Below are 25,519 nucleotides of genomic sequence, written 5' to 3'. Positions count from 1 at the left end.
CTCAGCGGCTCTCGGGCGGCGTGATGGCGAGCAATGCCGCCATGTTCACCAGGTCCGGCAGCGTGCGCGCCCGCATCTTGCGCATGACCCGGCCACGGTGCGCCTTCACGGTGATCTCGCTGATGCCCAGGTCGGCGGCAACCTGCTTGTTCAGGCGGCCGGCCACCACCATCCCCAGCACTTCCCGCTCGCGACCGGTGAGCAGGGCGTAGGCCTGGCGCAGGGCCTCCAGGCGTGATTGCTGGCCGAGCGCGGCGCGGCTGTGTTCCAGGGCGTCGGCGATGGCGTTCAGCAGTGTGTCGCTGTCGAACGGCTTGGTGAGGAACTCCACGGCACCGGCTTTCATCGCGCGCACGGTGAGCGGTACGTCGCCATAACCGGTGATGAAGATGATCGGCATCGCCGGGCGCTCGCCGGCGACGCTGCGCTGCAGGTCGAGCCCGTTGAGGTCCGGCAGGTTCACGTCCAGCACCAGGCAGCTGGGCGCGAGGCTCGGCGACTCGTCGAGGAAGGCGCTGGCGGCGTCGAACAGCCTGGGTCGCCAGCCGGCCGAGCGGATCAGCAACTCCAGTGACTCGCGCACCGAGATGTCGTCGTCGACCACGTAGACGATGGGTGTCGCTTCGATCATCGACAGGGCTTCCGTTCGCTGGGCTGGGATGGGGTTGAACATGCCATGTCCTCCGAGGGGCGTCGACCGGGCTGTCAGCCGACCGGCAGGGCGGCGCTGAGCGCCTTGAGCAGTTCCGCTTCGCTGAACGGCTTGAGCAGGCAGGCCACCGCGCCCTGGGCGATGAGGCGCGGGCAGGTGGTCGCGTCGCTATAGGCGGTGATGAAGATGATCGGCACGTGGATGGCGCGCAGGGCCAGTTCCTTCTGCAACTGTGGCCCGCTCATGCCCGGCATCGACACGTCGAGGATCAGGCAGCGGGTAGTCTGCAGGGCTTCCGAGGCGAGAAACGCTTCCGCCGAGGAGAAGGCGTTCACCTCGAAACCGAACTCGCGCAGCAGGTCCGGCAGGGATTCGCGCACCGATTCGTCGTCATCGACCACCGACACGAGCAGGGGCGTAGCCATCAGCGGATCTCCGTCGGTTGGTCGTGGCTGGGTAGTGCCGGGGGCAGCGCGAAGATGAAGGTGGAGCCCGGCCCGTCGTGGGTGGTTGCCCAGACCCGGCCAGCGTGGTGTTCGATGATGGAGCGGCTGACCCACAGGCCGATGCCCATGCCCGACTGCTTGGTGCTGAAGAAGGCATCGAACAGGCGGCCGGCATCCTCCGGCGCGAAGCCCGCGCCGTTGTCGCGTACTGCCAGGAAGATGCTCGTATCCAGATCATGGCCGGTGCTGATGCGCAGCTGGCGGGGGCGGTCATGCACTTCGCCCAACGCATCGATGGCATTGAGGATGAGGTTGAGGATCACCTGCTGCAGCTGCACACGGTCGCCGCTCACGGCGGGCAGTTCCTCTGCCAGCGTGGGCAGTATGGTCACGCCGTGGCGCTGCAGCTCGTTGTGCAACATGGCGATCACTTCCCGTGCGGCTTCGTTGAGATCCACCTGCTCGCTCACCGCTTCGTGGCGGGCGAACAGGCCGCGCAGGCGCTTGATCACGTCCGCCGCACGGTTACCGTCGCGGATGGTGCGCCGCGCGGTTTCCCGAGCGCCTTCCAGGTTGGGAGTCTGCGCACCCAGCATGCGCAGGCAGGTGCTGGCGTTGGTGATGATGCCCGACAGCGGCTGGTTGACCTCGTGGGCGATGGACGCGGTCAGTGCGCCCAGGCTGGCCACACGAGCCACGTGCGCCAGTTCGGCGCGGGTCCGGTGCAGGGTTTCCTCGGCCAGGCGGCGCTGGGTGACGTCCTGCGCCGTAGCGATGTACAGCAGCGCGCCGTCGCTCTCGCGGGTGGCCTGGGCAACCAGGTGGACGTGGCGCACGGCCCCGCTGGGAAGCAACAGCCGGTGTTCGTGTTCGAAGTCGCAGCCGTCGAGGCGCTGACACTTGAGCATTTCTTCCACGGTGGCGCGATCGTCCGGGTGGATGCGCGAGAAGATCAGCTCGAAGCTCGGCGTCAGGCCCGGCTGCAGGTCGAGGAGCCGGTAGATTTCTTCCGACCAGGCGATCTCGTCGTTGTCCACGCGCCAGGAGAAGGTACCGGTGAGGCTGATGCGTTGGGCCTTGGCCAGGAAGGCTTCGCTCTGGCGCAGGGCGGCTTCGCTGCGGGCGCGGTCGATGGCGATGCTGGCGAGGTGGGTGAACTGCGAGATCAGCGCGCACTGGCTTTCGCTCACCCTCTGCGGTTGGAGGAAATACACCGAGAGGATGCCGCTCACCTCGCCGTGGTTGGACACCACCGGTACTGCCGCCAGCGCTCGCAGCCCGCAAGCCCGAGCCTGTTGGCGCCAGTCGGGCCAGCGGGTTTCACCGTGCAGGTCGTCGACCTGCACGCTGGCGTTGTCGAGCGCGACTTGCGCTTGCGGACTGCCATGAGCCTCCACGGGCTGGCCGTCCGCCCCGCCGTACATCGAAGCCGGCAGATGCGGTGCGGCGCCGGCCTGCAGGCGCGGCGTCGCTTCCGGCAAGCGGCCATGGCGGGGCGCTACCAGGGTGATGGCGCAGCGGCTGCCCTCGAGGTTGGTTTCCACCAGTTCGCAAAGGGTGTCCAGCACCTGCGGCAGGGCGCAGCCACCGGCCATCAGTCCGAGCAGGCGCTTCTCGCCGGCCAGCAGTAGTTCGGCCTGTTTGCGTACGTGGATGTCGGTGTTGCCGCCGTACCATTTCAGTACGCGGCCGGCCGCGTCCAACTGGGGCACTGCGCGGATGAGGAACCAGCGGTAGCTGCCATCGAAGCGCCGCAGGCGCGCTTCGAACTCGCCGGCGCTGCCGGCTTCCAGCAGGCCTTGCCAGTAGACGCCCAGTGCCGGCGCGTCTTCGGGGTGCAGGGCGGTCATCCAGCCGACGCCGGCGGCGTTTTCCGGGGTCATGCCGGTGTAGTCGAACCAGCGCTGGTTGAGGAACTCGACGCTGCCGTCGGGATCGGTGCGCCAGACGAAGCCCGGCACGGCGTCGATCAGGGTGCGCAGGCGGTCTTCGGAGGCGCTCACTTCTTCCAGCGCGCTGGCCAGCGACTTCTGCGCCTGAGCGATCAATGCCTGGTCGCGCCGCTGCTCGTCGATGTCCACCTTCAGCACGAACCAGCGCTGGATGTTCCCCTCGGTGTCGCGGTGGGGCAGGGCGCGCACGTGGAACCAGCGGTAGATGCCGTCCGCGCCGCGCACCCGCTGCTGGAAGTTGTATGGATCGCCGCTGGCCACCGAGTGCTTCCAGGCGGCCAGCGCGTGGGGCAGGTCGTCGGGGTGGATGGTGTCGGAGCTGGTCCAGTGGCGCAGCTCCTCGAAGCTGGCGCCCAGGTAGTCGCTGTTGTGCCGGTTGACGCACTCCAGCTCGCCCGCGGGCGTCATCAGCGAGATCAGTGCAGGAATGCTGTCGATCAGGTCCTGCGTCTCGCGCGTCACGGTCACGGGCGCTGCGGGCAGCAGGTCCTCGATATCGATGTTCTGGCCGCACCAGCCGGCAGGCTGGCCAAGGTCGTCGGCGAGCGGTCGGGCGCGCAGAAGGAAGCGGCGGTACACCCCATCGTGGCGGCGCAGGCGTGCCTGCAGATCGCGCGGGACGCCGGTCTGGCGGATGGCGTACCAACCGCGCTGCAGCGCCGCTAGGTCTTCGGGGTGCACCAGCGCCTGCCAGGCATGCTCGCCGAGGGAATCGAGGCCGCGCCCGGCATACAGGCGCCAGGCCTGGTTGACGCTGTCCAGGCGGCCTTCGGCGCTGGCGGTCCACACCATGTCGGGCAGCTTGTCGACGACTTCGTTGTGCATACCGGTCCTCTCCCGGCGCTAGCCGTGGGGCGAGCATGCGCCTTGTTGGCGGGGCTGCCAATGATACCTAGGTGTCGGCCGCGGCACCGCAAGTGCGTCACGCGCCGGGCCCGATACCAAGGTATCGACCGACACCATGGTGCAATCGCGGCGCCTGGTGGGCTTTGGTGATATCGCTGCAGGTCGCCGATCCGTCGGCCAGTGAACCAGGGAGATCGACCATGCCAGCCGCCCCGTTATCGCCTCAACTTCGCCGTCGCTTCAGCCGCACGCTCATGGCCACCGCCGTGGGTCTGTTCCTGCTCGGCGACGGTCAGCACCACCTGCTGCAGCAAACGTTCGCTGCTACTGCCAGCGGTACCGCGCCGGCCGATGAGCGTGTGCGGCCGTTTCGCATCCAGGTGCCCCAGGAGCAACTGGACGACCTGCGCCGGCGTATCGCCGCGACGCGCTGGCCGGACCGCGAGACGGTCAACGACGCCTCGCAGGGCATCCAGCTGGAGAAGGTCCGCGCGCTGGTGAACTACTGGGGCGAGGACTATGACTGGCGCCGCGCCGAAGCCAGGCTCAATGCGCTGCCGCAGTTCATCAGCAGCATCGATGGTGTGGACATCCAGTTCATCCACGTGCGCTCGAAAGAGCCGCACGCCATGCCGCTGATCCTCACCCACGGCTGGCCCGGCTCGCCGCTGGAGTTCCTCAAGACCATCGGCCCGCTGACCGACCCGGTGGCCTATGGTGGGCGCGCGGAAGACGCCTTCGACGTGGTGATCCCGGCGATCCCCGGCCATGGCTTTTCCGGCAAGCCGACCGCCACCGGCTGGGGCCCGGATCGGGTGGCCCGCGCCTGGGACGTGCTGATGAAGCGCCTGGGCTACAGCCACTATGTGTCCCAGGGCGGCGACCATGGCTCGGTGATTTCCGATGCCCTTGGCCGCCTGGCCCCAGCCGGCCTGCTGGGCATCCACCTGAACATGCCGGCGACGGTGCCGCCGGAGCTGGTCGGGCTGATCAACTCAGGCGCCCCGGCGCCAGCCGGGCTGGGCGCCGACGAGCGCCGCGCCTTCGACGCGCTGAGCACCTTCTTCGGCCGCAATGCTGCCTACGGCGCGATGATGGTGACTCGCCCGCAGACCATCGGCTACTCCCTGGCCGACTCGCCCGCCGGCATGGCCGCCTGGATGTACGAGAAGTTCGCCGCCTGGACCGACAGCGGCGGCGAGCCCGAGCGGGTGCTGAGCCGCGACGAGATGCTTGACGACATCTCGCTCTACTGGCTGACCAACACCGGCGCTTCCTCTTCGCGCTTCTACTGGGAAAACAACAACAACAACTTCAGCGCCACCGCGCAGAAGACCGACCGGATCAAGGTGCCGGTGGCCATCACCGTGTTCCCCGGCGAGATCTACCGCGCGCCGAAAAGCTGGGCGCAGCGCGCCTATCCCTCGCTGGATTACTTCCACGCGGTGGACAAGGGCGGCCATTTCGCCGCCTGGGAGCAGCCACAGCTGTTCAGCGAGGAGCTGCGCGAGGCGTTCCGCCCGCTGCGAAGCAGCCTGACCAGCCACTAGGCCCACCAGTCACCCGCCAACCGACCGCCGCTTGCCGGCAACCACCGGGCAGGCCAGACGCCTGCCCTGGAGACCCGTGATGAACCCCTTCAAGCAACCGCTCCTCGGCGCCTCGGCGCTGGCTATCGCTCTCGCGCAATTCACTTCCTGCTCGGTGGCGCAGGCCGCTAACGCGCCGTCGGCAGATCCGACTTTCGGCCCGCTCAAGCACGTCGACGCCGGCCTGCTCAATGTCGCCTACGCCGAAGCCGGCCCGGCCGATGGCCCGGTGGTGATCCTGCTGCACGGCTGGCCGTACGACATCCACAGCTACACCGAAGTAGCGCCGCAACTGGCCGCCAAGGGCTACCACGTGCTGATTCCCTATGCCCGTGGCTATGGCGAAACGCGCTTCCTCTCCGCCTCGACCCAGCGCAATGGTGAGCCGGTCGCGCTGGCGGTGGACGTCATCGACTTCATGGACGCGCTGAAGATCAAGAGTGCCGTGCTGGCCGGCTACGACTGGGGCGCACGCTCGGCGGACATCGTCGCGGCGCTCTGGCCGGAGCGGGTGAAGGCGCTGGTGTCGGTCAGCGGCTACCTGATCGGCAGCCAGGAAGCGGGCAAGGCGCCGCTGCCACCGGCTGCCGAGCTGCAGTGGTGGTACCAGTTCTATTTCTCCACCGAGCGCGGCAAGGCCGGCTACGACAAGTACCGCCACGAGTTCGCCAGGCTGATCTGGCAACTGGCTTCGCCGCAGTGGAAGTTCGACGATGCCACCTTCGAGCGCAGCGCCCAGGCCCTGGACAACCCCGACCACGGCGCGATCTCCATCCACAACTACCGCTGGCGCCTGAACCTCGCCCAGGGCGAGCCGCGTTACGCGGAGCTGGAGAAGAAGCTGGCGGCATTCCCGGCCATCAAGGTGCCGACCATCACCCTCGAAGGGGACGCCAACGGCGCCCCGCATCCGCCGGCCGAGGCCTACGCCAAGCGCTTCAGCGGCAAGTACGAGTACCGCCTTATCACCGGAGGCGTTGGCCACAACCTGCCGCAGGAGGCACCGGACGCCTTCGTCAAGGCGGTGGTCGACGCCGATCATCTGTGAGCCGGAGATCCGCCATGAATAGCAACGGAACCACGCTGCGTCGCATCGTCCTGGCCGGATTCGTCCTCCTCGTGACGACGGGCGTCAGGGCCGACGGCGACGCGTCGCCGATCTACGGGGTGCGCATGCCTGAGGGCTACCGCAACTGGCAACTGATCGCGCCGGCCCAGGAGGCGGCGCCACTGAACGAGTTGCGCGCCGTGCTGGGTAACGACATCGCGATGAAGGCCTACCGAGCCGGCACCTTGCCGTTCCCCGACGGCAGCGTGCTGGCCAAGCTCGCCTGGAAGCACGTGCAGTCGCCGGAATTCGAGCCCGCGTCGATTCCCGGCGCCGCGACTACCGTGCAGTTCATGGTCAAGGACTCGAAGAAGTACGCGGCCACCGGCGGGTGGGGCTTCGCCCGTTTCATCGACGGCAAGCCCGCCGACGAGGCGCAGCACCAGACCTGCTTGGCCTGCCACCAGGCGCGGGTGAAGGACCACGACCTGGTCTTTACCCGCTACGCACCCTGAGAGCTGCACCTTGAGCGTTACACCTTGAGAGAAGGGGAGGTTCCCATGAACCAACGATGGCTGATCACCGGTTGTTCCCGCGGACTGGGCCGGGCGCTGGCCGAGGCGGTGCTGCAGGCCGGGCACCGCCTGCTGGCTACCGCCCGCGACCCGGACGCGCTGGCGGACCTCGCCCGGCTCTACCCGCAGACATTGCGTCTGGCGCCCTTGGACGTTACCGACCCAAGTGCCGCGCAGGACGCCATGGCGCAGATGGTCGAGCAGTTCGGCGGACTCGACGTGCTGGTCAACAACGCCGGCTTCGGCAACATCAACTCGGTGGAAGACACCTCGCTGGAGGAGTTCCGCCGGGAGATCGAAACCAACCTGTTCGGCACCATCATCGTCACCAAGGCGGCAATTCCGGTGCTGCGCCGGCAGCGCAGCGGCCACATCATCCAGCTGTCGTCGGTGGGCGGGCGCATCGGTGCGCCGGGACGTGCGCCCTATTCGGCGGCGAAATGGGGCGTCGAGGGATTTTCCGAAGTGCTGGCGCGCGAGATGGCGCAGGTCGGCGTGCGGGTGACGATCATAGAACCCGGCGGCCTGCGTACCGACTTTGCCGGCGCCTCTACGAGGCTTTCAGAAGGACGTCTCGAGTACGACGCCGTGGTAGGCGCCGTGGCGCGCCGGCAGCGGGCCTACGACGGCAACCAGCCGGGCGACCCACAGCGTGCCGCGCAGGCGATCCTCGCCGTGGCCTGGATGGATCGTCCGCCGTTGCGCCTGGCCCTGGGCACCGACGCCGTACTGGCCATCGAAAACGCTGACAAGGCCCGACTGGCCGAGCTGCGCCTGTGGCGCGAGCTGAGCGAGTCCAGTGATTTTCCCCGCTCGGCATGAGCGTTCCCTGCACGGTCTGAGATTCCCCCGAGCCACCGTGCGGGGCTTTTTATTCGCAAGTCATTTATCCCTCAGCAAGGAGATCCACGATGAAGAAGACCCTTACCGCCCTGGCGCTCGCCAGCGGCCTGCTGGCCGGCAGCGCTTTCGCTGCGCCGATGAAACCGACGGTGGTGCTGGTGCACGGCGCCTTTGCCGATGCCTCCAGCTGGAATGGCGTGACCCGTATCCTGGAAAAAGACGGCTACAGCGTGATCGCCGCCGCCAACCCCTTGCGCGGGGTGGCCAGCGATGGCGCCTACATCGGCAACATCGTCGGCAGCGTCAAGGGGCCGGTGGTGCTGGTGGGCCATTCCTACGGCGGCAACGTAATCAGTGCGGCTGCCAGTGACCGGCCCAACGTCAAGGCGCTGGTCTATGTCGCCGCGTTCGCCCCGCAGAAGGGGGAGAGCGCCGCCGAGCTGGCCGGCAAGTTCCCTGGCAGCACACTCGGCCCGACCCTGGCCGCCCCAGTGCCGTTGGTCGATGGTGGCAAGGACCTGTACATCCAGCAGGACAAGTTTCACGATCAGTTCGCCGCCGATGTCCCCGCCGGAGAAGCGGCGCTGATGGCAGCGGCGCAGCGGCCGGTCACCGAAGCGGCGCTGAACGAGAAGGCCGGCGCGGCTGCCTGGACGGCGATTCCGTCGTGGTTCGTCTATGGCGACCAGGACCGCAACATCCCGCCACAGGCGATGGCCTTCATGGCAGAGCGCGCCCATGCGAAAGGCGTCGAGGTGGTCAGCGGGGCGTCCCATGTGGTCATGGTCTCGCACCCCGAGGTGGTGGCGCGCTCCATCGAGAAGGCGGCTACCGGGTATTGAGCGCCGGGGGAGTCTGCTACCTGCCGGTGCCCGCGCTGCTGGCCGGCAGACGGGTATCGAGCAGGTAGCCTTCAGATCGAGCGCTGGTTCACGCGGGCGGAGAGCTGCTCGGCGCTTTCCTTGCGCTCGGAATAACGGTCCACCAGGAAGTCCTGGCGATCACGCAGTAGCCAGGTGAACTTCACCAGTTCCTCCATGACGTCGACCACACGATCGTAGTACGCCGAAGGTTTCATGCGACCGGCGTCGTCGAACTCCAGGTAGGCCTTGGGGACCGAGGACTGGTTGGGGATGGTGAACATGCGCATCCAGCGTCCGAGCACGCGCAGCTGGTTGACCACGTTGAACGACTGCGAGCCGCCGCAAACCTGCATTACTGCCAGCGTCTTGCCCTGCGTTGGGCGGACAGCGCCGAGTGCCAGGGGAATCCAGTCGATCTGCGCCTTGAACACGGCCGATAGTGCTCCGTGGCGTTCCGGCGAGCACCACACCTGGCCTTCCGACCACAGCACCAGATCGCGCAGTTCCTGCACCTTGGGATGCTCCACCGGCACGTCGTCAGGTAGCGGCAGGCCCGAAGGATTGAAGAGGCGCGTCTCGGCGCCGAAGTGTTCCAGCAGGCGCGCGGCTTCCTCCACCAGCAGGCGGCTGAAGGAGCGCTCACGGGTCGATCCGTACATCAGCAGGATGCGTGGTTTGTGGTCGCTGGTACGAGTTGCGGCTGGCGGCTGGTCGAACAGCGAAAGGTCGAGGTTGGGCAGTTGATCGGACATGTTTCCTCCTGCTCAGAGCGAGCCGATGCGATCCAGCTCGCGCTTGAGCTCGTCGCGGGTGAGGGTGTCGAAGGAGAGGGCGAGGAAGGCTTTGCAGCGCTGCTCGATGCGGGCCAGCGTGGCGCGGAAGGCGGCGTTGACGGCAGCCTCGTCGCCCATCGCTTCGGAAGGGTCTTCCAGTCCCCAGTGGGATTTCAGCGCGGGACCGAAGTACACCGGGCAGGCTTCGCCGGCGGCCTTGTCGCAGACGGTGATGACGATGTCCGGCGGGCTGCCTTCGAAGGCGTCGTTGCCTTTGCTGCTCAGGCCCGCAGTGGAGATACCGGCTTGCTCCAGGGTGGTGAGGCTGCGGGGCAGTACCTGGCCCCTGGGGAAGCTCCCGGAGCTGATCGCCTCGAAGCCTTCCGGCGCCAGGTGGTTGAACAGCGCTTCGGACAGGATGCTGCGGCAACTGTTGGCCGTGCACATGAACAGGACTCGCATGGAGAGCTCCTCCGCTCAAGGCGGATGTCAGAGGCTCAGGCGCAGGGCCAGGGCCGAAAGGGTGATCAGCAGGACGGGCAGGGTCAGGAGGATGCCGACCTTGAAGTAGTAACCCCAGGTGATGCGCAAGCCCTTGCGCTCCAGCACATGGAGCCAGAGCAAGGTGGCAAGGCTGCCGATGGGAGTGATCTTCGGGCCGAGGTCGCAGCCGATCACGTTGGCGTAGATCATCGCCTCGCGCACCAGACCTTCCGCGCCGCTGGCCTGGATCGACAGGGCGCCCACCAGCACGCTGGGCATGTTGTTCATCACCGAGGACAGCAGCGCCGAGAGCAGGCCGGTGCCGATGGCGGCGCTCCACAGGCCCTGCCCGGCAAGACGGTCGAGCAGGTGGGTGAGGAAGTCCGTGAGGCCGGCATTCTTCAGTCCGTACACCACCAGGTACATGCCGAGGGAGAAGATCACCACCTGCCAGGGTGCTTCGCGCAGCACTCGGCGGCTGGAGATGCGGTGCCCGCGCGCGGCGACGGTAAACAGGATCGCCGCGCAGGCAGCAGCCACGGCGCTGACCGGTACGCCCAGCGGCTCCACGGCGAACAGCCCGATCAGCAGCACCAGCAGCGTCCACCAGCCGACCACGAAGGTGGCGCGATCGTGAATGGCGGCCTTCGGCTCCTTCAGTGCATCGAGCGCGTACTGCTTCGGAATATCGCGGCGGAAGAACAGGAACAGAACCAGCAGCGTCGCGGCAACGCTGGCGAGGTTCACTGGCACCATCACCGAGGCGTATTCGGCGAAGCCCAGGTCGAAGTAGTCGGCCGAGACGATGTTCACCAGGTTGGAGACCACCAGTGGCAGGCTGGCGGTGTCGGCGATGAAGCCGGCGGCCATGACGAAGGCCAGGGTCGCCGCGGGTGAAAAGCGCAGGGCGAGGAGCATCGACATGACGATGGGGGTAAGGATCAGTGCAGCCCCATCGTTGGCGAAGAGCGCCGAGACGGCCGCCCCGAGCAGCACGCAGAAGGCGAACAGGCGATAACCGCTGCCGTTTGCCCAGCGCGCCACATGCAGCGCCGCCCACTCGAAGAAGCCGGCCTCATCCAGCAGCAGGCTGATGATGATGACGGCGATGAAGGTGGCGGTGGCATTCCAGACGATGGCCCACACGGTCGGGATGTCGTGCAGGGAAACCGCCCCGGCAGCCAGGGCGATGATTGCCCCCAGGGCCGCGCTCCAGCCGACGCCAAGGCCCTTGGGTTGCCAGATGACCAGAGCGAGGGTGAAGACGAAGACAGCAACGGCGACCAGCATTGGATACTCGCTAGGAAAGGATCAGCAGCAGGCGGCGTCACGGACGGGGCGGCCGTCCATGTTCTGCAGGCGGAGGGTGTTGTCGGCCAACCATTGCGCGTTGGCCAGCAGGGTAACCTGCAGCATCTCGTGTACCCAGGCAGGCAGTTCGGGATTGAGGCGGTAATACACCCACTGGCCCTGGCGGCGATCGAGCAGCAGGCCGCTGCCGCGCAGTTGTGCCAGGTGGCGGCTGATCTTCGGTTGGCTGTCGTCCAGGGCGCACATCAGCTCGCAGACACAGAGCTCGCCGAGGTTGGCGATGAGCAGGGTGGCGCGAGCGCGAGTCTCGTCGGCCAGGCTCTTGAAGACTTCGGGTGGAGTAATCATGGGGTGACCATTACATATGGAAAATCGAATATACGTATTTCCATATATTCTGACAAGCTCACTGGGCTGGAGCGTCCGCTAAACGCTGTCTCTTGAGGTCGCGTCCGAGCGTGGGGATTTGGCCCCATGCGCTCCAGCCAGCCACTGCTAGCCATTTGAGATGAGCTGTATATAATGCGACTCAATCTCATTTAGTGGCAATGGATGCAATGACCCGGGTACCTCCAGGCGCGGAGCTGATTGGCGCGCTGGCGCTGCACTACGACGATCTCGTCGAGTACATTCGCCGCCGTTTTCAGGGCAGCCAGTTCGCGCGCGACGTGGTGCATGACGTCTGCGTCCAGGTGATGGAGAAACCGCCAAAGGAGCCCATCAAGTTGCCGCTGGCGTTCCTGCGCCGCGCCTCTTTCAACAAGGCCATCGATCGCAGCCGGGCGGACCATACCCGCAACGCGTATTTCGAGTTGTCCGCCGAGGTGCCCGATTGGCACGTGCATGAGGTGGATGGCGCCTGCGCGCTGGACTTCGAGCAGCAGTTGGAAGCGTTGGTCGCGATCATCGAGGCGCTGCCCGCGCGAGCGCGCCAGATCTTCCTGCTGCATCGCATCCATGACATGCCCCGCCAGGACATTGCCCGCGAACTGGGCATCACCCTGAACATGGTCGGCAAGCATCTTTCCCGCGCCATGGCTGCGATCGCCCGCGATTGGGAGCCGGCGCGGCGAGCGCTGGCGGGTCGATGATGCGCAAGGAGCCGCCGCACAATCCCCAGGCCAGCGATCCGCTGGAGCCCTTCGAGCAGGCGCTCAAGGCGCGCGTGCCTTCGCGCAGTGAGCTACTCGCCGAAGCCAAGGCCTTCAGTGCGCGGCAACGTCGGCGCAAGCAGGCTGTGTCGGGGAGTCTTTCCGTGCTGGCGCTGGGTGTGGGGCTGTGGTTCGCCGACCCGGCCTGGCGCAGCGAAGAGTTGCGCACGTCGGTCGGGCAGAGCGAGAGCCTGCGGTTGGCAGACGGCAGCCGGGTCGTGCTCAACAGCGCCACCACCCTGCACGTCGAGAGTCGCTTGCGTAGCCGGCAGATCGAGCTGGTGGAAGGGGAGGCGACCTTCACCGTGGCACATGGGCCGAAGCCATTCACCGTGCGCAGCCAGGGCGTTTCCGTCCGGGATATCGGTACGGCCTTCAACGTGCGCAGCGACCGGCGCGGTGTCTCGGTGACGGTACTCGAAGGCACCGTCGCAGTATCCAGCTCGAGTTCACCGGAGCAGCGTCTGGAGGTGGGGCAGCAGATCAATGCCACCCGTTCGAGCCTGGGGCAGGTGCAGACGGCAGACGCGGCGCGTGCCATCGCCTGGCAGCACGGCAAGCTCAGTTTCGACGGCACGCCCTTGCAGGATGTGCTGGCGGATATCCAGCGTTACCGCGCGGCACCGATCCGCCTGGGCGATCCACGGGTGGCCGGCCTGCGTGTGTCGGGCGAGTTCGACAGCCGGGCGGTGGAATCGCTGATCGATCTGCTGCCGTCGATCCTGCCAGTGAGGGTGAGTCGACAGCCGGACGGCAGCGTCGAGGTCAGTGCGCGCTGATCGGAAAAAAAGTTGCGACGCGACGTCACCTATTCAGGTTCGCCATCCGCCTATCCCTGTGAACGTCATTTGATCGTGTCACTGGGGAGTTGAATGGACACTAAAGTACCCTCGCGCCGCTGCGGTTTCGCGCGCCTTTCGCTACTGGCCGGCGGCCTGTTGCTGGCCTCCACCCTGCACGCGCAGGAAGTGCGCCACGCGCTTTCGCTGCCGGCGCAACCACTGGACAGGGCGCTCAACGAGCTGGCGCGGCAGACCGGCACTCGCATCCTGTTTGCCACCGATGCCGCCGCCGGGCTGCAGGCACCGGCGCTCGATGGCGAGCTGAGTGTGCAGCAGGCCCTGCGGCAATTGCTGCGGGGAACCCGGCTGCGACTGGAACAGACCGCCGATGGCAGCTTCCTGGTGGCCGCGCCTCAGTCGGATGCGGTGCTGGAGATGGATTCGACCCAGGTGCTGGGGAGGGCGTTGGGCGAAGTCACCGAGCACAGCGGCTCCTACACCACCGGAAACATGAGCGTGGGCACCAAGCTGGCCACTTCGCTGCGGGAAACACCGCAGTCGGTCACCGTGGTCAGTCGCCAACGCATGGACGACCAGAACCTGCAGAAGCTGGAAGACATCGCCACCTATACGCCGGGCCTGACCCTGCGCAAGACCGGGGGCGAGCGTCCGGAGTTCTATTCCCGTGGCGCGGCCATCGACAGCATCATGATCGACGGCCTGCCGGTGGCGTATGACAGCGACACCCTCGGCACTTCGACGCTGGCCATGTATGACCACGTGGAAGTGGTGCGCGGCGCATCCGGCCTGATGGTCGGTGCGGGCAACCCGTCGGGCACCCTCAACCTGGTGCGCAAGCGCCCGACCTTGGCGCCGCAACTGACCCTCACCGGCAGCGTCGGACGCTGGGACGATTACCGGGGCGAGGTCGATGTCAGCGGCAAGCTGAGTGACAGCGGCGACTTGCGCGGTCGGTTCGTCGGCGCCTACCAGGATCGCAACAGCTTCGTCGACGCCTATGGCAACCAGCGCCAGTTGTTCTACGGGATTGGCGAATACGACCTGAACGAGGCCACGACCCTCACGCTGGGGGCCTGGTACAACCGCGAGGACAATCCCGGTGCCGACTGGAATGGTCTGCCCACGCGACCCGATGGCAGCTTCTTCGACTTCTCCCGCTCCGCGCGCACGGCGCCGGACTGGACCTACTGGGACAAGGAAAACCGCAGTGCTTTCGCCGAAGTCGAGCATCGTTTCGACAATGACTGGAAGCTGCGCCTCAACGCGACCTGGCTGCGCGGCGACATGGACATGCTCGGCGGCAGCCTCTACACCGACGAGAACGACGCCTACCACCTGAACATCGGCCGCTACACCTACCAGCACACCCAGAAGAGTGTCGATACCTATGCCAGCGGCCCTTTCAGCCTGTTCGGCGCGACCCACGAACTGGTGGTCGGCGCCAGTTGGCGACGTGACGAGACCGATGATGGTCCTGGTGGCCCGGGCATTGACTCGGACGTGATCGTCGATCCGCAGCACTTCGACCCCAAGGCCTATCCCAAGCCGGCCATCGACAACAACTGGTCGCGCGATGGCCACGAGCAGCAGTCGAGCACCTACGCCACGGCTCGCTTCAACCTGCGCGATGACCTGCACCTGATCCTCGGCTCGCGCCTGGACTGGTACGAGTACGAACAGCTCACCCATTCGGGCGAATACAGCTTCGGTGATGACTACAAGGCGACTCGCGAGTACACCCCCTATGCCGGGGTCATCTACGACCTGGACGACACCTATTCGGTCTACGCCAGCTGGACCCGCATCTTCAAACCCCAGGCCGCCCAGAGCGCGAGCGGCAGCCTGCTGGAGCCGGTGACCGGCACCAACTATGAAACCGGTATCAAGGGCGAGTATTTCGGCGGGGCGCTCAATGCCAGCGCAGCGCTGTTCCAGCTGGTGCAGGAGAACCTCGCCAAGTCGCTGCCGTCCGCACAATGCGCGCCGGGAGTCAGCGCCTGCTACGAGGCCAGCGGCGAAGTACGTACCCGGGGCGTCGAGCTGGAAGTGGGCGGTGAACTGGCGCCGGGCTGGCAGATGTCCGCCGGCTACACCTACGCCGGAGCCGAGTACACCAAGTCCAGCGACTCGGCAGAGAAGGGCGAGCGCTTTGACAGCGACACGCCCTACAACCTGTTCAAGGTCTTCACCACTTATCGACTGCCCGGCGAACTGGAGCGCTGGACGGTCGGCGGCGGCTTCCGCACCCAGAGCAGCGCCTACACCAGTTTCGGCGTGAAGCAGGGTGGCTACAGTGTCAGCGACCTCATGCTGGCGTACCAGCCGGCCACGGAGTGGCAGCTGCAGGCCAATCTGAACAACGTCTTCGACAAGCGCTACTACGAGAACATCAGCAACAGTTGGGGGGCCAACAGTTTTGGCGACCCGCGCAACCTGATGTTGACCGTGCGCTACAGTCCGGGCTTCTGAAGGCGGTGACGCGGTGACAAGTGCCCGGCCGGAGCCTTTGCGCCCCTGCCGGGTTTTACTCAAGGTCTTGTTTCGGGAGCTGTGGGGCGTGCCCGGCTGGTCGGTCGAAGGCGGGGCGCTCCCGCTGGCAAGCTGGGCTGAGGGAATGTGTCTGACCTGATACCCGTGGCGGACTGTGATTTCTTGATGGGTTGAAATAAAATGAGACGCTTTCTCATTTTCAATTTTCCGGCATTCGTGCCAAGGAAATTCACCCATGACTTCTGCCGCCCTGCCTCTCCGCGCCCCGGCTGTCGCCCTCCAGCAGCTGTACAGCGACCATCACGGCTGGCTGTTCGGCTGGTTGCGCCAGCGTCTGGGTAACGCGCCGGATGCGGCGGACATCGCCCACGATACCTACTTGCGCATCCTCACCAGCGGCCGGGCGCCTAAGCCGGACGACTCGCGGCGTTACCTGGTGCAGGTCGCCAAGGGCCTGGTGATCGACCTCTGGCGTCGCCAGGACGTCGAGCGGGCCTACCGCGAAGCCATCGCCCATCTGCCCGAAGCGTTGGTGCCGTCGCCGGAGACCCACTGGCTGATTATCGATGCCCTGATGCGTATCGATGCCATGCTCGATGGCCTGCCGGCACAGACACGCGAGGTGTTCCTCCTGGCGCAGTTCCACGAGCTGACGCTCAAGGATATAGCCGAGCGCACCGGCATGGCGCTGATCACCGTGCGCCGGCACATCCAGAAGGCGCTGGTCGCCTGCATGCTGGCGTGCGAAGGGTGAAGCTCTCGGAGGAGCTGCTCGAGGAAGCCGCCGACTGGGTGGTGACCTTGCACTTCGAAGCCGCCGGCGATGCCCAATGGCTAGCCTTCGAACGCTGGCGCGGGCAGAGCGAGGCGCACCGGGCGGCCTGGTCCCGCGCCGAGCAGGTGTTCGGTACCTTCGACGCGGTGCCCGGCGAAGTAGGGCGCCAGGCGCTGCGGCAGCTGGATGGCCTCAAGGGCATGAGTCGTCGTCGCGCCGTGCGTTTGCTCGGCACCTTGCTGGTAGCTGGGCCGGCAGGCTGGCTGGCCGCGCGCCATGCACCGTGGGATGGCTGGATGGCCGATGCTTCCACCGGTACGGGGGGGCGTAAATCCCTGACGCTGGGCGACGGCAGCCGTGTGGTGCTGAATACCGCTTCCGCGCTAGATATCCGTTTCGATCCGAATGAACGCCGCCTGCACCTTCGCAACGGCGAGGTGCTGATCACTACCCATGCCGACTCGATGGCGCCGCGTCGGCCGTTTTTCGTCGATGTCGCTCAGGGCCGGGTGGAGGCGCTGGGCACCCGATTCAGCGTCCGCCAACTGGGGGAGCAGTGCCAGGTGGCGGTGTTCGAACAGCGGGTGGAAATCCGTCCGCAGTCCGGTGCTCGGGTGATTCTGGAGGCCGGCCAGCAGGCCTGGTTCGACAGCCACGGGATGCGCCGCATTGCAGCGGTGGACGACAGTGCCGCGCTCTGGGAGCAGGGCATGCTGGTGGCGCGCGATCTACGCCTGGTCGACGTACTGACGGAGCTGTCGCGCTATCGCCATGGCGTGTTGCGTTGCGATCCGCAGGTGGCCGATCTGCGAGTCTCCGGGGCGCTGTCTCTGGTCGATACCGACCTGGCGCTGACTGCTCTGGAGCGCACGCTGCCGGTTCGGGTGTCCCGCGTGAGTCGCTACTGGGTGAGCGTTGCGGCCCTCTGAAAATTATTTTCCCGCACGCTGAGCACTTTTTCCTTCTCGTCCGGGAAAGGGGAGAACACGCCTCGTTGGGAGGGGTGAGCTACCCGCGCATCGCGCGGCCTGAAGGATGGCAATGAGCATGGCATCGAACTACCGAGCGCAATCGGGCAATCGTCGTTTTCCTCTTCTGATTCTCGCGGCGGCGATCCGCTCGGTACCGCTGGCCTGTGCCGGCCTGGCCGTGCTGCCGCTGGTGCCCGTGCAGGTGAATGCCGCAGAAGCTGCGCGCGATTACGCCATTGGCGCGGGAGCACTGAGCGACGTGCTGTCCCGTTTCGCCGCCAGTGCCGGCGTGCAGGTGGTGTTCGACCCGGCCAGGCTGGCCGGCCGCAACAGCGCCGGGATCAAGGGCCGCTTCACCGTCGAGCAGGGCTTCGCCCGGCTGCTGCAAGGCACCGGTTACCAACTGGTGGAGCGCGGAGAGGGCATTTACGCGCTGCAGGACATCAGTACTGGAGCGCTGGAACTGCCAGCTGACACCGTCATGGGCAAGCACCGCGATACCCTGGCGATGCCTGAGACCGTCATCCAGGCCGATGCCGGCAGCGCCGGCTCGCCCACCGGCTATCAGCAGCTGGCCGATACCAGCACCACGCGCCTGGGCCTGACCCCGCGCGAGACGCCGCAAGGGGTCACGACCCTGTCCCGTGAGCAGCTCGACGACTTCAACCTCAACAGCGTGAAGGATGCCTTGCGCAGCGCGCCGTCAGTGACTGTCGAGCAGTACGAGACCGACCGCACCAACTTCACCTCGCGCGGCTTCGACATCAACAACTTCGAGTACGACGGCATCGGCTCGCCGTTCAGCGCCGGCCTGCTCAGCGGCGACCTGGACATGGCCGAGTACGAGCAGGTCGACATCCTCCACGGCGCCAACGGCCTGATGAGCGGCACCGGCAACCCTTCCGCCACGGTCAACTTCATCCGCAAGCGTCCGACCTACCAGCCCTACGCCCAGGTGAGGTCTCGGCCGGCTCGTGGGATACGCGCCGGGTCGACCTCGACGTTTCCGGCCCGCTGACCGATAGCGGCAACGTGCGCGGGCGTTTCATCTACGCGAACGAAGTGGGCGACTCTTACCTGGACCGCTACTCCCATGAGCAGAACGTACTCAGTGGCATGCTCGCTTTCGACCTGACCGACGCGGATACCCTGACCGTCGGCTTCTCCGACAACAAGAGCAACTCCAACGGCAGCAGCTGGGGCGGCCTGCCGCTGACCGATTACAACGGCGAACCGATCCACTACAGCCGTCGTGGCTCGAACATCGGCCAGGACTGGAGCTACTGGGACGTGCATACCCAACGCGCCTTCGCCGAACTGACCCACGATTTTGGCGATGGCTGGAAGGGCAAGCTCAACGTCACCGCCGTGGAGCAGAACCAGCAGGCCAACATGTACTACCTGATGGCTTACGACGAAGACACCCCGTGGATGGCCGACCCCAGCCACAGCCATTCCAGCGAGAAGCAGTTGCTGGGCGAGGCGCAGGTCAGCGGCCCGTTCAGCCTGGGCGGTCGCCAGCACGACCTGACGCTGGGGGTGGACTACGGCCGCTCGCGCCACCACGACCGCGGCTGGTACAACAGCGAGGACGAGATGATGCCCGCCGACCTTGAGGAGACCCTCGGCGGCCACGTGCCCAAGCCGAGCCTGACCTACACCAACGACAGCAACGAGTTTGCCGACTTCACCGACCGCCAGAAGAGTGTCTATGCCGGTACCCGCTTCAACTTCACCGATCGGCTGCACTGGATCGTTGGCGCGCGCATGCTCAGTGTCGACAGTGATGGCAGCGACTATGGCTCGGCACGTGACGTGCGCATCCACGGCAAGGTGACGCCCTACACCGGCGTGGTCTACGACCTCAACGACCAGTACTCGCTGTACGCCAGCTACACCAAGATCTTCAACCCGCAGTACGTGATCGACGCGCAAGGAAAGGTGCTCGACCCGCTGGAAGGCCACAGCTACGAAACCGGCATCAAGGGCAGCCTGCTGGATGACCAACTGAGCGTCTCCGCCGCATTGTTCAAGACCGAGCAGGAAAACGTCGCCGAAGCCACTGGCGACATGCTCGGCAGCCAGTACATCTATGAAGGCGAAGACTTCAAGAGCCGTGGCGTCGAACTGGAAGCCAGCGGCCAGTTGGCGCCGGGCCTGCAATTGCAGGGTGGCTATACCTACGTGCACATCGAGGACCCGGACGGCCACGAGGCGCGCCAGTACGTGCCCACCCACAGCGTGCGCAGCAGCCTGACCTACCAGCTGCCGGGCCTGCCCCAGGCCAAGGTCGGCACCCGCGTGAGCTGGCAGAGTGCGATCCAGCTCGACGATGACAGCCGTATCCGCCAGAACGCCTACGCCCTGGTGGACCTGATGGCCAGCTACGACATCGACAAGCATTGGAGCACCTCGCTGAACCTCAATAACGTCACCAACCGCAAGTACCTCATGAGCCTCTACAGCGGCGGTTCGGGGTTCTACGGCGCTTCGCGCAACGTCACCGCGGCAGTGAGCTACAACTTCTGACCGACGCGACGAGCCCGTTGAGGAAGGGCGCTTTCATGGCTCCCTTTCCTGCGGGTGGCCTGCGGGCTTATCCGACCCTGGGCTCGCCCCGACGATGGACCCGCCGGGTGAGGCCACGAAGGGCCGCACCTCGGACAGTCATGGGTGATAGACTCCCGTCGTTCTGACTGCCTCGTCCTGCCCAGAGGAGATCCCCCATGTTCGGCGTGACCGATTACGGCGCCTTCCTGATTGCCTTCGTGGTGCTCCTGGCCATCCCCGGCCCCGGCAACTTCGCGCTGATTACCGCGACGGGCAAGGGCGGTATTCGTGCCGGGCTGGCCGCCACCTGCGGGGTGATCCTGGGCGACCAGGTATTGCTGTGGATGGCGGTGGCGGGTGTGGCGACGCTGCTCGCCACCTACCCAACGGCCTTCCACGCGGTGCAGTGGCTGGGGGCGGCCTACCTGGCGTGGCTGGGCCTGCGCATGCTGCTGAGCAAGCCCGGTGGCGCACCGCGGCAGAGTCGCATGGACAGCGGCCACTACCTGCGCCAGACCATGCTGATCACCTTGCTCAACCCCAAGGCCATCGTGTTCTACATGGCCTTCCTGCCGCTGTTCATCGACCCGGTGAAGCACCAGGGGCTGGTGACCTTCGCCTTCATGGCAGCGACCGTGGCGGTGGTCACCTTCCTCTATGGGCTGGTAGCCGTGCTGCTGACCCACAAGCTGGCCGAGCGCATGCGCGCCAATCCGCGCGTGGCCAATCTGCTGGATCGCCTGGCCGGTGCCTGCCTGCTCGGTTTCGGCATCAAGCTGGCGGCGATGCGCTAGATCCGCGACGCGGCCTCCGCTTCCCGAAGGGCTGGTCTGATCCTGCCCTTTTTTCGCCGCCAGCGTTGTCACGGCTGTCGGCGACCTGCTTTGATAACCTCATCCCCCAATCTCGATGGCAGCGAATGGAAACCATGCTCAACGAATCCCCGGTCCCCCAGTCGGTCGACAGCCCGGTCACCCGCAGCGCGATCTTCCTCGTCGCCACCCTGGCACCGGGCAAGGACTGGAGCCCGGTGCGCGCGCTTTGCGAAGACGTCGCCGCGCTGGTGCGCTCGGTCGGCAAGCGCGTACCGACGGGCAACCTGTCCTGTGTGGTGGGCTTCGGTTCGGCTGCATGGGATGCGCTATTCGGCGCTCCGCGCCCGGCTTCCCTGCATGCCTTCCGCGAGATCGGCAGCGGCGAGCGGGTCGCGGTTTCCACGCCGGGGGACCTGCTGCTGCACATCCGCGCCGAGCAGATGGACCTCTGCTTCGAACTGGCATCGCAACTGGTCGCGCGCCTGGGCGATGCGGTCACGGTGGTCGATGAGGTGCAGGGTTTCCGCTACTTCGACATGCGCAGCATCATCGGCTTCGTCGACGGTACCGAGAATCCGGAAGGCCGCGAGGTGCCGCACTTCACCCTGATCGGCGACGAGGACGCGGAATTCGCCGGAGGCAGCTACGTGCTGGTGCAGAAATACCTGCACGACATGGCCGGCTGGAACCAGCTCTCCACCGAGGCCCAGGAACGCATCATCGGGCGCACCAAGCTGGCCGATATCGAATTGGGCGACGACGTGAAGCCGAGCTGCTCGCACAGTTCGCTGACCACCCTGGAGAAGGACGGCCAGGAGGTGAAGATCCTGCGCGATAACATGCCATTCGGCAGGCCCGGCGCGGGGGAATTCGGCACCTACTTCATCGGTTACGCGCGCTCGCCGGCACCGGTGGAGGAAATGCTGGAGAACATGTTCGTCGGCCGCCCGGCCGGCAACTACGACCGCCTGCTGGACTACAGCAAGGCGGTAACCGGTAGCCTGTTCTTCGTGCCATCGGCCGATCTGCTCGAAGCGCTGGCCGACAAGCAGCCCTGAGTGCTTACCCGGCAACCTTGCTCGGGAAACACTCCACCAGCCAGTCGATGAACACCCGCAGGCGGTGCGTCACGTAGCGGTTGTGCGGATAGACGACGTGGAAGGGGTAGGGCGCCGGACGCCAGTCCGCAAGAATCTCCACCAGTGAACCCTCGCGCAGGGCGGCGCCGGCGGCGTAGGAGAACGTCTGGATGATGCCCAGGCCGGCCACGCAGGCGGCCAGGTGCGCGTTGCTCTCGTTGACGCCGATGCGGTGCTCGATCTTCAGCTCGCTGCGCTCACCGTCGCGCTCGAAGCGGAAGGGTACCGCCCGGCCATTCTGCGGCGACAGGTAGCTGACCAGCCGGTGGCCGTTGCGCAACTCCTCCGGGTAGGCGGGGATACCGTTGTGGCGCAGGTACTCCGAAGAGGCGCAGGTGACCATGGTCGCGTGGCCGATGCCACGGGCCACCAGCGACGAGGCGTCCAGTGCACCGCCGCGAATCACACAGTCGACGTTGTCGCCGATCAGGTCCACCGAGCGATCGGACACGCCCAGGTCGATGCGGATATCCGGATAGCGCGCGAGGAAGTCGGGCAGCAGAGGCAACAGTACGTCCCGTGCGGTCGAGCCGCCCACGTCGATGCGCAGGTGGCCGCGCGGCTTGCTGCGGGCGATGTTGAAGGATGAATCGATGTCTTCCAGGTCACGCAGCACCCGGCTGGCCTTGGCGTAATAGTCCTGGCCTTCCGGCGTCACCGTGACGCGCCGCGTGGTGCGCTGCAGCAGGCGCACGCCCAGGTGCGCCTCCAGCTCCTGCACCAGCTTGCTCAGGGTAGCGTTGGGCATGTCCAGCGAGTCGGCGGCGCGGGTGAAGTTGCCCGCTTCCACCACGCGAGCGAAGGCGCGGATGGCCTGGAGCTGATCCATGGGAACTCCTTTGACGGGATCGCCTGATTATCCATGAACATGGATAGTCATTCCATTGTATGCGCTTTTTCAGCTAATCGGCGGGCCCTAGAGTAGCGCCATGCCTCACCGCAAAGCCGCGCCAGATGCCGGCCAGGAGGCAGAACCCTCAACTCGGAAAGCTCAGGAGCTCATCATGAACAGGTCCCTCACTGGTAAAGTTGCACTGGTCACCGGCGGCAGCACCGGCATCGGCCTCGGCGCCGCACAGGAACTCGCCGCCCAAGGCGCCCGAGTGTTCATCACCGGCCGCCGCCAGGCCGAACTGGATGCCGCCGTGGAAGCCATCGGCCCGGCCGCCACGGCCATCCGCGCCGACGCCTCGGTGCTCGCCGATCTCGATGCGGTGTATGCGCAGATCGCGAAGACCGCCGGTCGCCTGGACATCCTCTTCGCCAACGCCGGTGGCGGCGACATGCTGCCGTTGGGCGCGATCACCGAAGAACACTTCGACCGTATCTTCGGCACCAACGTGCGCGGCGTGCTGTTCACTGTGCAGAAGGCACTGCCACTGCTGAGCGAGGGCGCGTCGGTGATCCTGACCTCGTCCACCACCTCGATCCAGGGCACTGCCAACTTCAGCGTCTACAGCGCGAGCAAGGCTGCCGTGCGCAACTTCGCCCGCTCCTGGGCGCTGGACCTGAAAGACCGTGGCATCCGCGTCAATGTCGTCAGCCCCGGCCCGGTGCGCACGCCCGGCCTAGGCGACCTGGTGCCCGAGGAAGCACGCCAGGGCCTGTTCGACGCTCTGGCCAGCCAGGTGCCGCTGGGCCGCCTGGGCGAGCCGCGGGAGATCGGCAAGGCGGTGGTCTTCCTGGCGTCGGACTCGGCCAGCTTCATCAACGGCGTCGAACTGTTCGTCGATGGCGGCATGGCTCAGGTCTGACCACGCAGCGGGCCGGTCAGGGCACAACCCTGGCCGGCCTGCCTGCATGGCTCTGGCCTTTGAGCCGGCTTGCGCATTACATTCGCGTAAAGCACGTCTTCAGGATAGGAACCGCCGGCCATGAGCTATCCATCCAGCAACCTGCGCAACTGGTTCGACCAGGGTGGCCAGGCGTATGCACGTTTTCGCCCCGAGTACCCGACGGAGCTCGCCTCCTACCTCGCTTCGTTGGCTCCCGACCGATTGCTGGCTGTCGACGTCGGCTGTGGTAACGGCCAACTGACCCGGCTACTGGCCGAGCACTTCGATGCGGTGGTCGGCTTCGATCCCAGCGCGGACCAGATCGCCCACACGGCACCGCAACAAAACGTCAACTACGCCTGCGCGCCAGCAGAAGGCCTCCCGCTGCTCGACCGCAGCGCCAGCCTGATCACTGCCGCGCAGGCCGCGCACTGGTTCGACCTGCCGAGGTTCTACGCCGAGGTGCACCGGGTTGCCGCGCCCAGCGCGATCCTGGCGCTGATCAGCTATGGCGTGCTGCGCCTGGATGGCGCGCTGGGCGAGCGCTTCGAGCAGTTCTACTGGCAGGAGATCGGCCCCTACTGGCCGGCTGAGCGCAAGCTGGTGGACAGCGGCTACGCCACCCTCGATTTCCCCTTCGCCGAGTTTCCGGGGCCGGATATCGCCATCCGCCTGGAGTGGAACCTCGAGGAATTCCTCGGCTACGTCTCCACCTGGTCGGCGGTGCGCAGCGCCCGCGAGGCCGGGCGCGAAGACCTGCTGCACGACTTCGCCGCCGACATGGCCGGGCACTGGGGCGACCCTGCCACAAGGCATCTGGTCAGCTGGCCTATCAACATGAGGATCGGACGGGTTTGAATGCCTGGATGCTTGCCCCTGGTCACGCGCGGGTGGGTCTCCAGTCGTAGCAACGGAATCAATCGCTGTGTAAGCGTCATCCCGTCGCGAAAAGTTCGGCGTCCGGTGGGTCGAAACGTTCATCCGTGCTCATCCGCACGTTACGTAGCGCCAGCGTTTGCAGATGCGCTGCGTAGAGTGGCTCGGCTCGGTAGCTGATCAGGATCGTGCGGCGGCGTGCGCCGTTGATGTTCAGGCTACCGGCGTGCACCAGATCGACGTCGAACACCAGGATATCGCCGGCCTGGCCGTTCAGTTGCAGGGTAGGGGACTCGTCGAGGGGGTCGAAGGGCGGCTCGCCAGGGGTGGGCCGATGGCTTCCGGGGACGACGCGAGTGGCCCCATTGTCTGATGAGAAGTCATCGAGGAAGGCGAGGGCGCTGACCATGTCGCCCGGACGAAGGTCCGACAGATCTCGGTGCAGTTGCTGATGGCCACCGCCGGGCATCGGTTCGCGCCCTTCGGCCTGGGCGATGAAGAAGCGCTCGCCGATCAGCGTGCCCGCTGCCGACAGCAGTTGCGGCAGACGGCACACAGTCTGCACGGCGGGCTCCAGATCCATCTGCGCGTGGCGCCAGTCCATCCCGCGTGGCACTGGCCATTGATCCGAGGGGAGGACGTTGGCGTCGAAAGCTGCACGCAGCTCCTGCAGCAGCGCGGCCGGGATCGCCTGGCGCAGCAACGCATAGCCTTCCTGGTGTAGCAAGGTCCGATCCGGCATGGCTTCCTCCCCCTTCGTGATGACCACGAAAACTGCTCAAGGTCCAATCTA

Annotated in this window: 25 protein-coding genes; 16 read left to right on the top strand and 9 right to left on the bottom strand. The window is 66.2% G+C overall.

The genetic code is table 11. The features are described 5' to 3' along the window. Nucleotide 1 precedes the first annotated feature (1 nt). Genes FAS41_RS07760 through FAS41_RS07750 form a run of 3 tightly spaced genes read right to left on the bottom strand, consistent with a single transcriptional unit; the run spans nt 2 to nt 3,875 of the window. Complete coding sequence (locus tag FAS41_RS07760; protein ID WP_246084834.1) at nt 2-673, bottom strand: response regulator transcription factor; 672 nt, start codon at nt 671-673, stop codon at nt 2-4. A gap of 32 nt (nt 674-705) precedes the next feature. Continuing rightward, the gene (locus FAS41_RS07755) at nt 706-1,077 is read right to left on the bottom strand and encodes a response regulator transcription factor (protein ID WP_138521019.1); all 372 of its coding nucleotides are present in this window, start codon (nt 1,075-1,077) and stop codon (nt 706-708) included. Further along, entirely contained in the window at nt 1,077-3,875 is a 2,799-nt protein-coding gene (locus tag FAS41_RS07750; protein WP_138521018.1) for a PAS domain-containing protein, read from the bottom strand. The genes FAS41_RS07755 and FAS41_RS07750 overlap by 1 nt, the downstream gene beginning before the upstream one ends. Nucleotides 3,876-4,096: 221 nt before the next feature. Here FAS41_RS07750 and FAS41_RS07745 point away from each other — a divergent pair, with 221 nt between their 5' ends. The 5 genes from FAS41_RS07745 to FAS41_RS07725 all read left to right on the top strand — a co-directional run bounded on the left by FAS41_RS07745 (nt 4,097) and on the right by FAS41_RS07725 (nt 8,793). After that, nucleotides 4,097-5,446: an epoxide hydrolase family protein gene (locus FAS41_RS07745; protein ID WP_171049459.1), complete on the top strand. Its 1,350-nt coding sequence runs from the start codon at nt 4,097-4,099 to the stop codon at nt 5,444-5,446. A gap of 79 nt (nt 5,447-5,525) precedes the next feature. Continuing rightward, nucleotides 5,526-6,533: an alpha/beta fold hydrolase gene (locus FAS41_RS07740; RefSeq protein ID WP_138521017.1), complete on the top strand. Its 1,008-nt coding sequence runs from the start codon at nt 5,526-5,528 to the stop codon at nt 6,531-6,533. A gap of 14 nt (nt 6,534-6,547) precedes the next feature. Beyond that, nucleotides 6,548-7,048: a cytochrome P460 family protein gene (locus FAS41_RS07735; protein ID WP_138521016.1), complete on the top strand. Its 501-nt coding sequence runs from the start codon at nt 6,548-6,550 to the stop codon at nt 7,046-7,048. Between the two features lie 45 nt (nt 7,049-7,093). Then, on the top strand, nt 7,094-7,930 hold the full coding sequence (locus tag FAS41_RS07730) for an oxidoreductase (protein WP_138521015.1): 837 nt from the start codon (nt 7,094-7,096) through the stop codon (nt 7,928-7,930). A gap of 89 nt (nt 7,931-8,019) precedes the next feature. After that, nucleotides 8,020-8,793: an alpha/beta fold hydrolase gene (locus FAS41_RS07725; protein WP_138521014.1), complete on the top strand. Its 774-nt coding sequence runs from the start codon at nt 8,020-8,022 to the stop codon at nt 8,791-8,793. A 71-nt stretch (nt 8,794-8,864) separates the two neighbouring features. Here FAS41_RS07725 and arsH read toward each other — a convergent pair whose 3' ends face one another. Genes arsH through FAS41_RS07705 form a run of 4 tightly spaced genes read right to left on the bottom strand, consistent with a single transcriptional unit; the run spans nt 8,865 to nt 11,729 of the window. After that, complete coding sequence (arsH, locus tag FAS41_RS07720) at nt 8,865-9,566, bottom strand: arsenical resistance protein ArsH (protein WP_138521013.1); 702 nt, start codon at nt 9,564-9,566, stop codon at nt 8,865-8,867. A 12-nt stretch (nt 9,567-9,578) separates the two neighbouring features. After that, the gene (locus tag FAS41_RS07715; protein WP_138521012.1) at nt 9,579-10,049 is read right to left on the bottom strand and encodes an arsenate reductase ArsC; all 471 of its coding nucleotides are present in this window, start codon (nt 10,047-10,049) and stop codon (nt 9,579-9,581) included. A 27-nt stretch (nt 10,050-10,076) separates the two neighbouring features. Next, the gene (locus FAS41_RS07710) at nt 10,077-11,360 is read right to left on the bottom strand and encodes an arsenic transporter (RefSeq protein WP_138521011.1); all 1,284 of its coding nucleotides are present in this window, start codon (nt 11,358-11,360) and stop codon (nt 10,077-10,079) included. 21 nt (nt 11,361-11,381) lie between these two features. Beyond that, nucleotides 11,382-11,729: a metalloregulator ArsR/SmtB family transcription factor gene (locus tag FAS41_RS07705; protein WP_138521010.1), complete on the bottom strand. Its 348-nt coding sequence runs from the start codon at nt 11,727-11,729 to the stop codon at nt 11,382-11,384. A 209-nt stretch (nt 11,730-11,938) separates the two neighbouring features. On the opposite strand from FAS41_RS07705, the gene FAS41_RS07700 reads away from it, so the two are divergent. The 9 genes from FAS41_RS07700 (at nt 11,939) to FAS41_RS07660 (ending at nt 21,994) form a co-directional block, all read left to right on the top strand. Beyond that, on the top strand, nt 11,939-12,472 hold the full coding sequence (locus FAS41_RS07700) for a sigma-70 family RNA polymerase sigma factor (protein ID WP_171049461.1): 534 nt from the start codon (nt 11,939-11,941) through the stop codon (nt 12,470-12,472). Next, nucleotides 12,469-13,311: a FecR family protein gene (locus FAS41_RS07695; RefSeq protein WP_246084833.1), complete on the top strand. Its 843-nt coding sequence runs from the start codon at nt 12,469-12,471 to the stop codon at nt 13,309-13,311. Before FAS41_RS07700 ends, FAS41_RS07695 begins: the two co-directional genes overlap by 4 nt. A 93-nt stretch (nt 13,312-13,404) precedes the next feature. Continuing rightward, nucleotides 13,405-15,804, top strand: a complete 2,400-nt coding sequence (locus FAS41_RS07690; protein ID WP_138521009.1) for a TonB-dependent siderophore receptor — start codon at nt 13,405-13,407, stop codon at nt 15,802-15,804. Between the two features lie 256 nt (nt 15,805-16,060). Further along, a complete protein-coding gene (locus FAS41_RS07685; protein WP_138521008.1) occupies nt 16,061-16,579 on the top strand; it encodes a sigma-70 family RNA polymerase sigma factor in 519 nt (172 codons plus the stop codon). Next, nucleotides 16,576-17,529, top strand: coding sequence for a FecR domain-containing protein (locus tag FAS41_RS07680; RefSeq protein WP_138521007.1), 954 nt, complete (start codon nt 16,576-16,578; stop codon nt 17,527-17,529). Before FAS41_RS07685 ends, FAS41_RS07680 begins: the two co-directional genes overlap by 4 nt. Before the next feature lie 118 nt (nt 17,530-17,647). Next, nucleotides 17,648-18,589: an STN domain-containing protein gene (locus tag FAS41_RS31420; RefSeq protein WP_425467701.1), complete on the top strand. Its 942-nt coding sequence runs from the start codon at nt 17,648-17,650 to the stop codon at nt 18,587-18,589. Then, nucleotides 18,586-20,100, top strand: coding sequence for a TonB-dependent siderophore receptor (locus FAS41_RS31415; protein ID WP_425467704.1), 1,515 nt, complete (start codon nt 18,586-18,588; stop codon nt 20,098-20,100). The genes FAS41_RS31420 and FAS41_RS31415 overlap by 4 nt, the downstream gene beginning before the upstream one ends. Nucleotides 20,101-20,297: 197 nt before the next feature. Beyond that, nucleotides 20,298-20,915, top strand: a complete 618-nt coding sequence (locus FAS41_RS07665) for a LysE family transporter (RefSeq protein ID WP_138521006.1) — start codon at nt 20,298-20,300, stop codon at nt 20,913-20,915. Between the two features lie 134 nt (nt 20,916-21,049). Beyond that, on the top strand, nt 21,050-21,994 hold the full coding sequence (locus FAS41_RS07660; protein ID WP_138521005.1) for a Dyp-type peroxidase: 945 nt from the start codon (nt 21,050-21,052) through the stop codon (nt 21,992-21,994). 4 nt (nt 21,995-21,998) lie between these two features. Here the strand turns inward: FAS41_RS07660 and FAS41_RS07655 are convergent, their stop codons facing one another. Continuing rightward, nucleotides 21,999-22,904 (bottom strand): LysR family transcriptional regulator, encoded by a 906-nt coding sequence (locus FAS41_RS07655; protein WP_138521004.1) that lies wholly within the window; start codon nt 22,902-22,904, stop codon nt 21,999-22,001. A gap of 175 nt (nt 22,905-23,079) precedes the next feature. Here FAS41_RS07655 and FAS41_RS07650 point away from each other — a divergent pair, with 175 nt between their 5' ends. Both FAS41_RS07650 and FAS41_RS07645 read left to right on the top strand, forming a co-directional pair. After that, complete coding sequence (locus FAS41_RS07650) at nt 23,080-23,829, top strand: glucose 1-dehydrogenase (protein WP_138521003.1); 750 nt, start codon at nt 23,080-23,082, stop codon at nt 23,827-23,829. 120 nt (nt 23,830-23,949) lie between these two features. Further along, nucleotides 23,950-24,708, top strand: a complete 759-nt coding sequence (locus FAS41_RS07645) for a class I SAM-dependent methyltransferase (protein WP_138521002.1) — start codon at nt 23,950-23,952, stop codon at nt 24,706-24,708. Between the two features lie 76 nt (nt 24,709-24,784). On the opposite strand, the gene FAS41_RS07640 is transcribed toward FAS41_RS07645, so the two are convergent. Beyond that, entirely contained in the window at nt 24,785-25,468 is a 684-nt protein-coding gene (locus FAS41_RS07640; protein WP_138521001.1) for a phytanoyl-CoA dioxygenase family protein, read from the bottom strand. Nucleotides 25,469-25,519 lie beyond the last annotated feature (51 nt).

The sequence above is a fragment of the Pseudomonas nicosulfuronedens genome, assembly GCF_005877905.1.
GTDB classification, from domain to species: Bacteria; Pseudomonadota; Gammaproteobacteria; order Pseudomonadales; family Pseudomonadaceae; genus Pseudomonas; species Pseudomonas nicosulfuronedens.
Note: the sequence above shows the minus strand (reverse complement) of the source record. Positions and strands in the feature narration are given on the sequence as shown.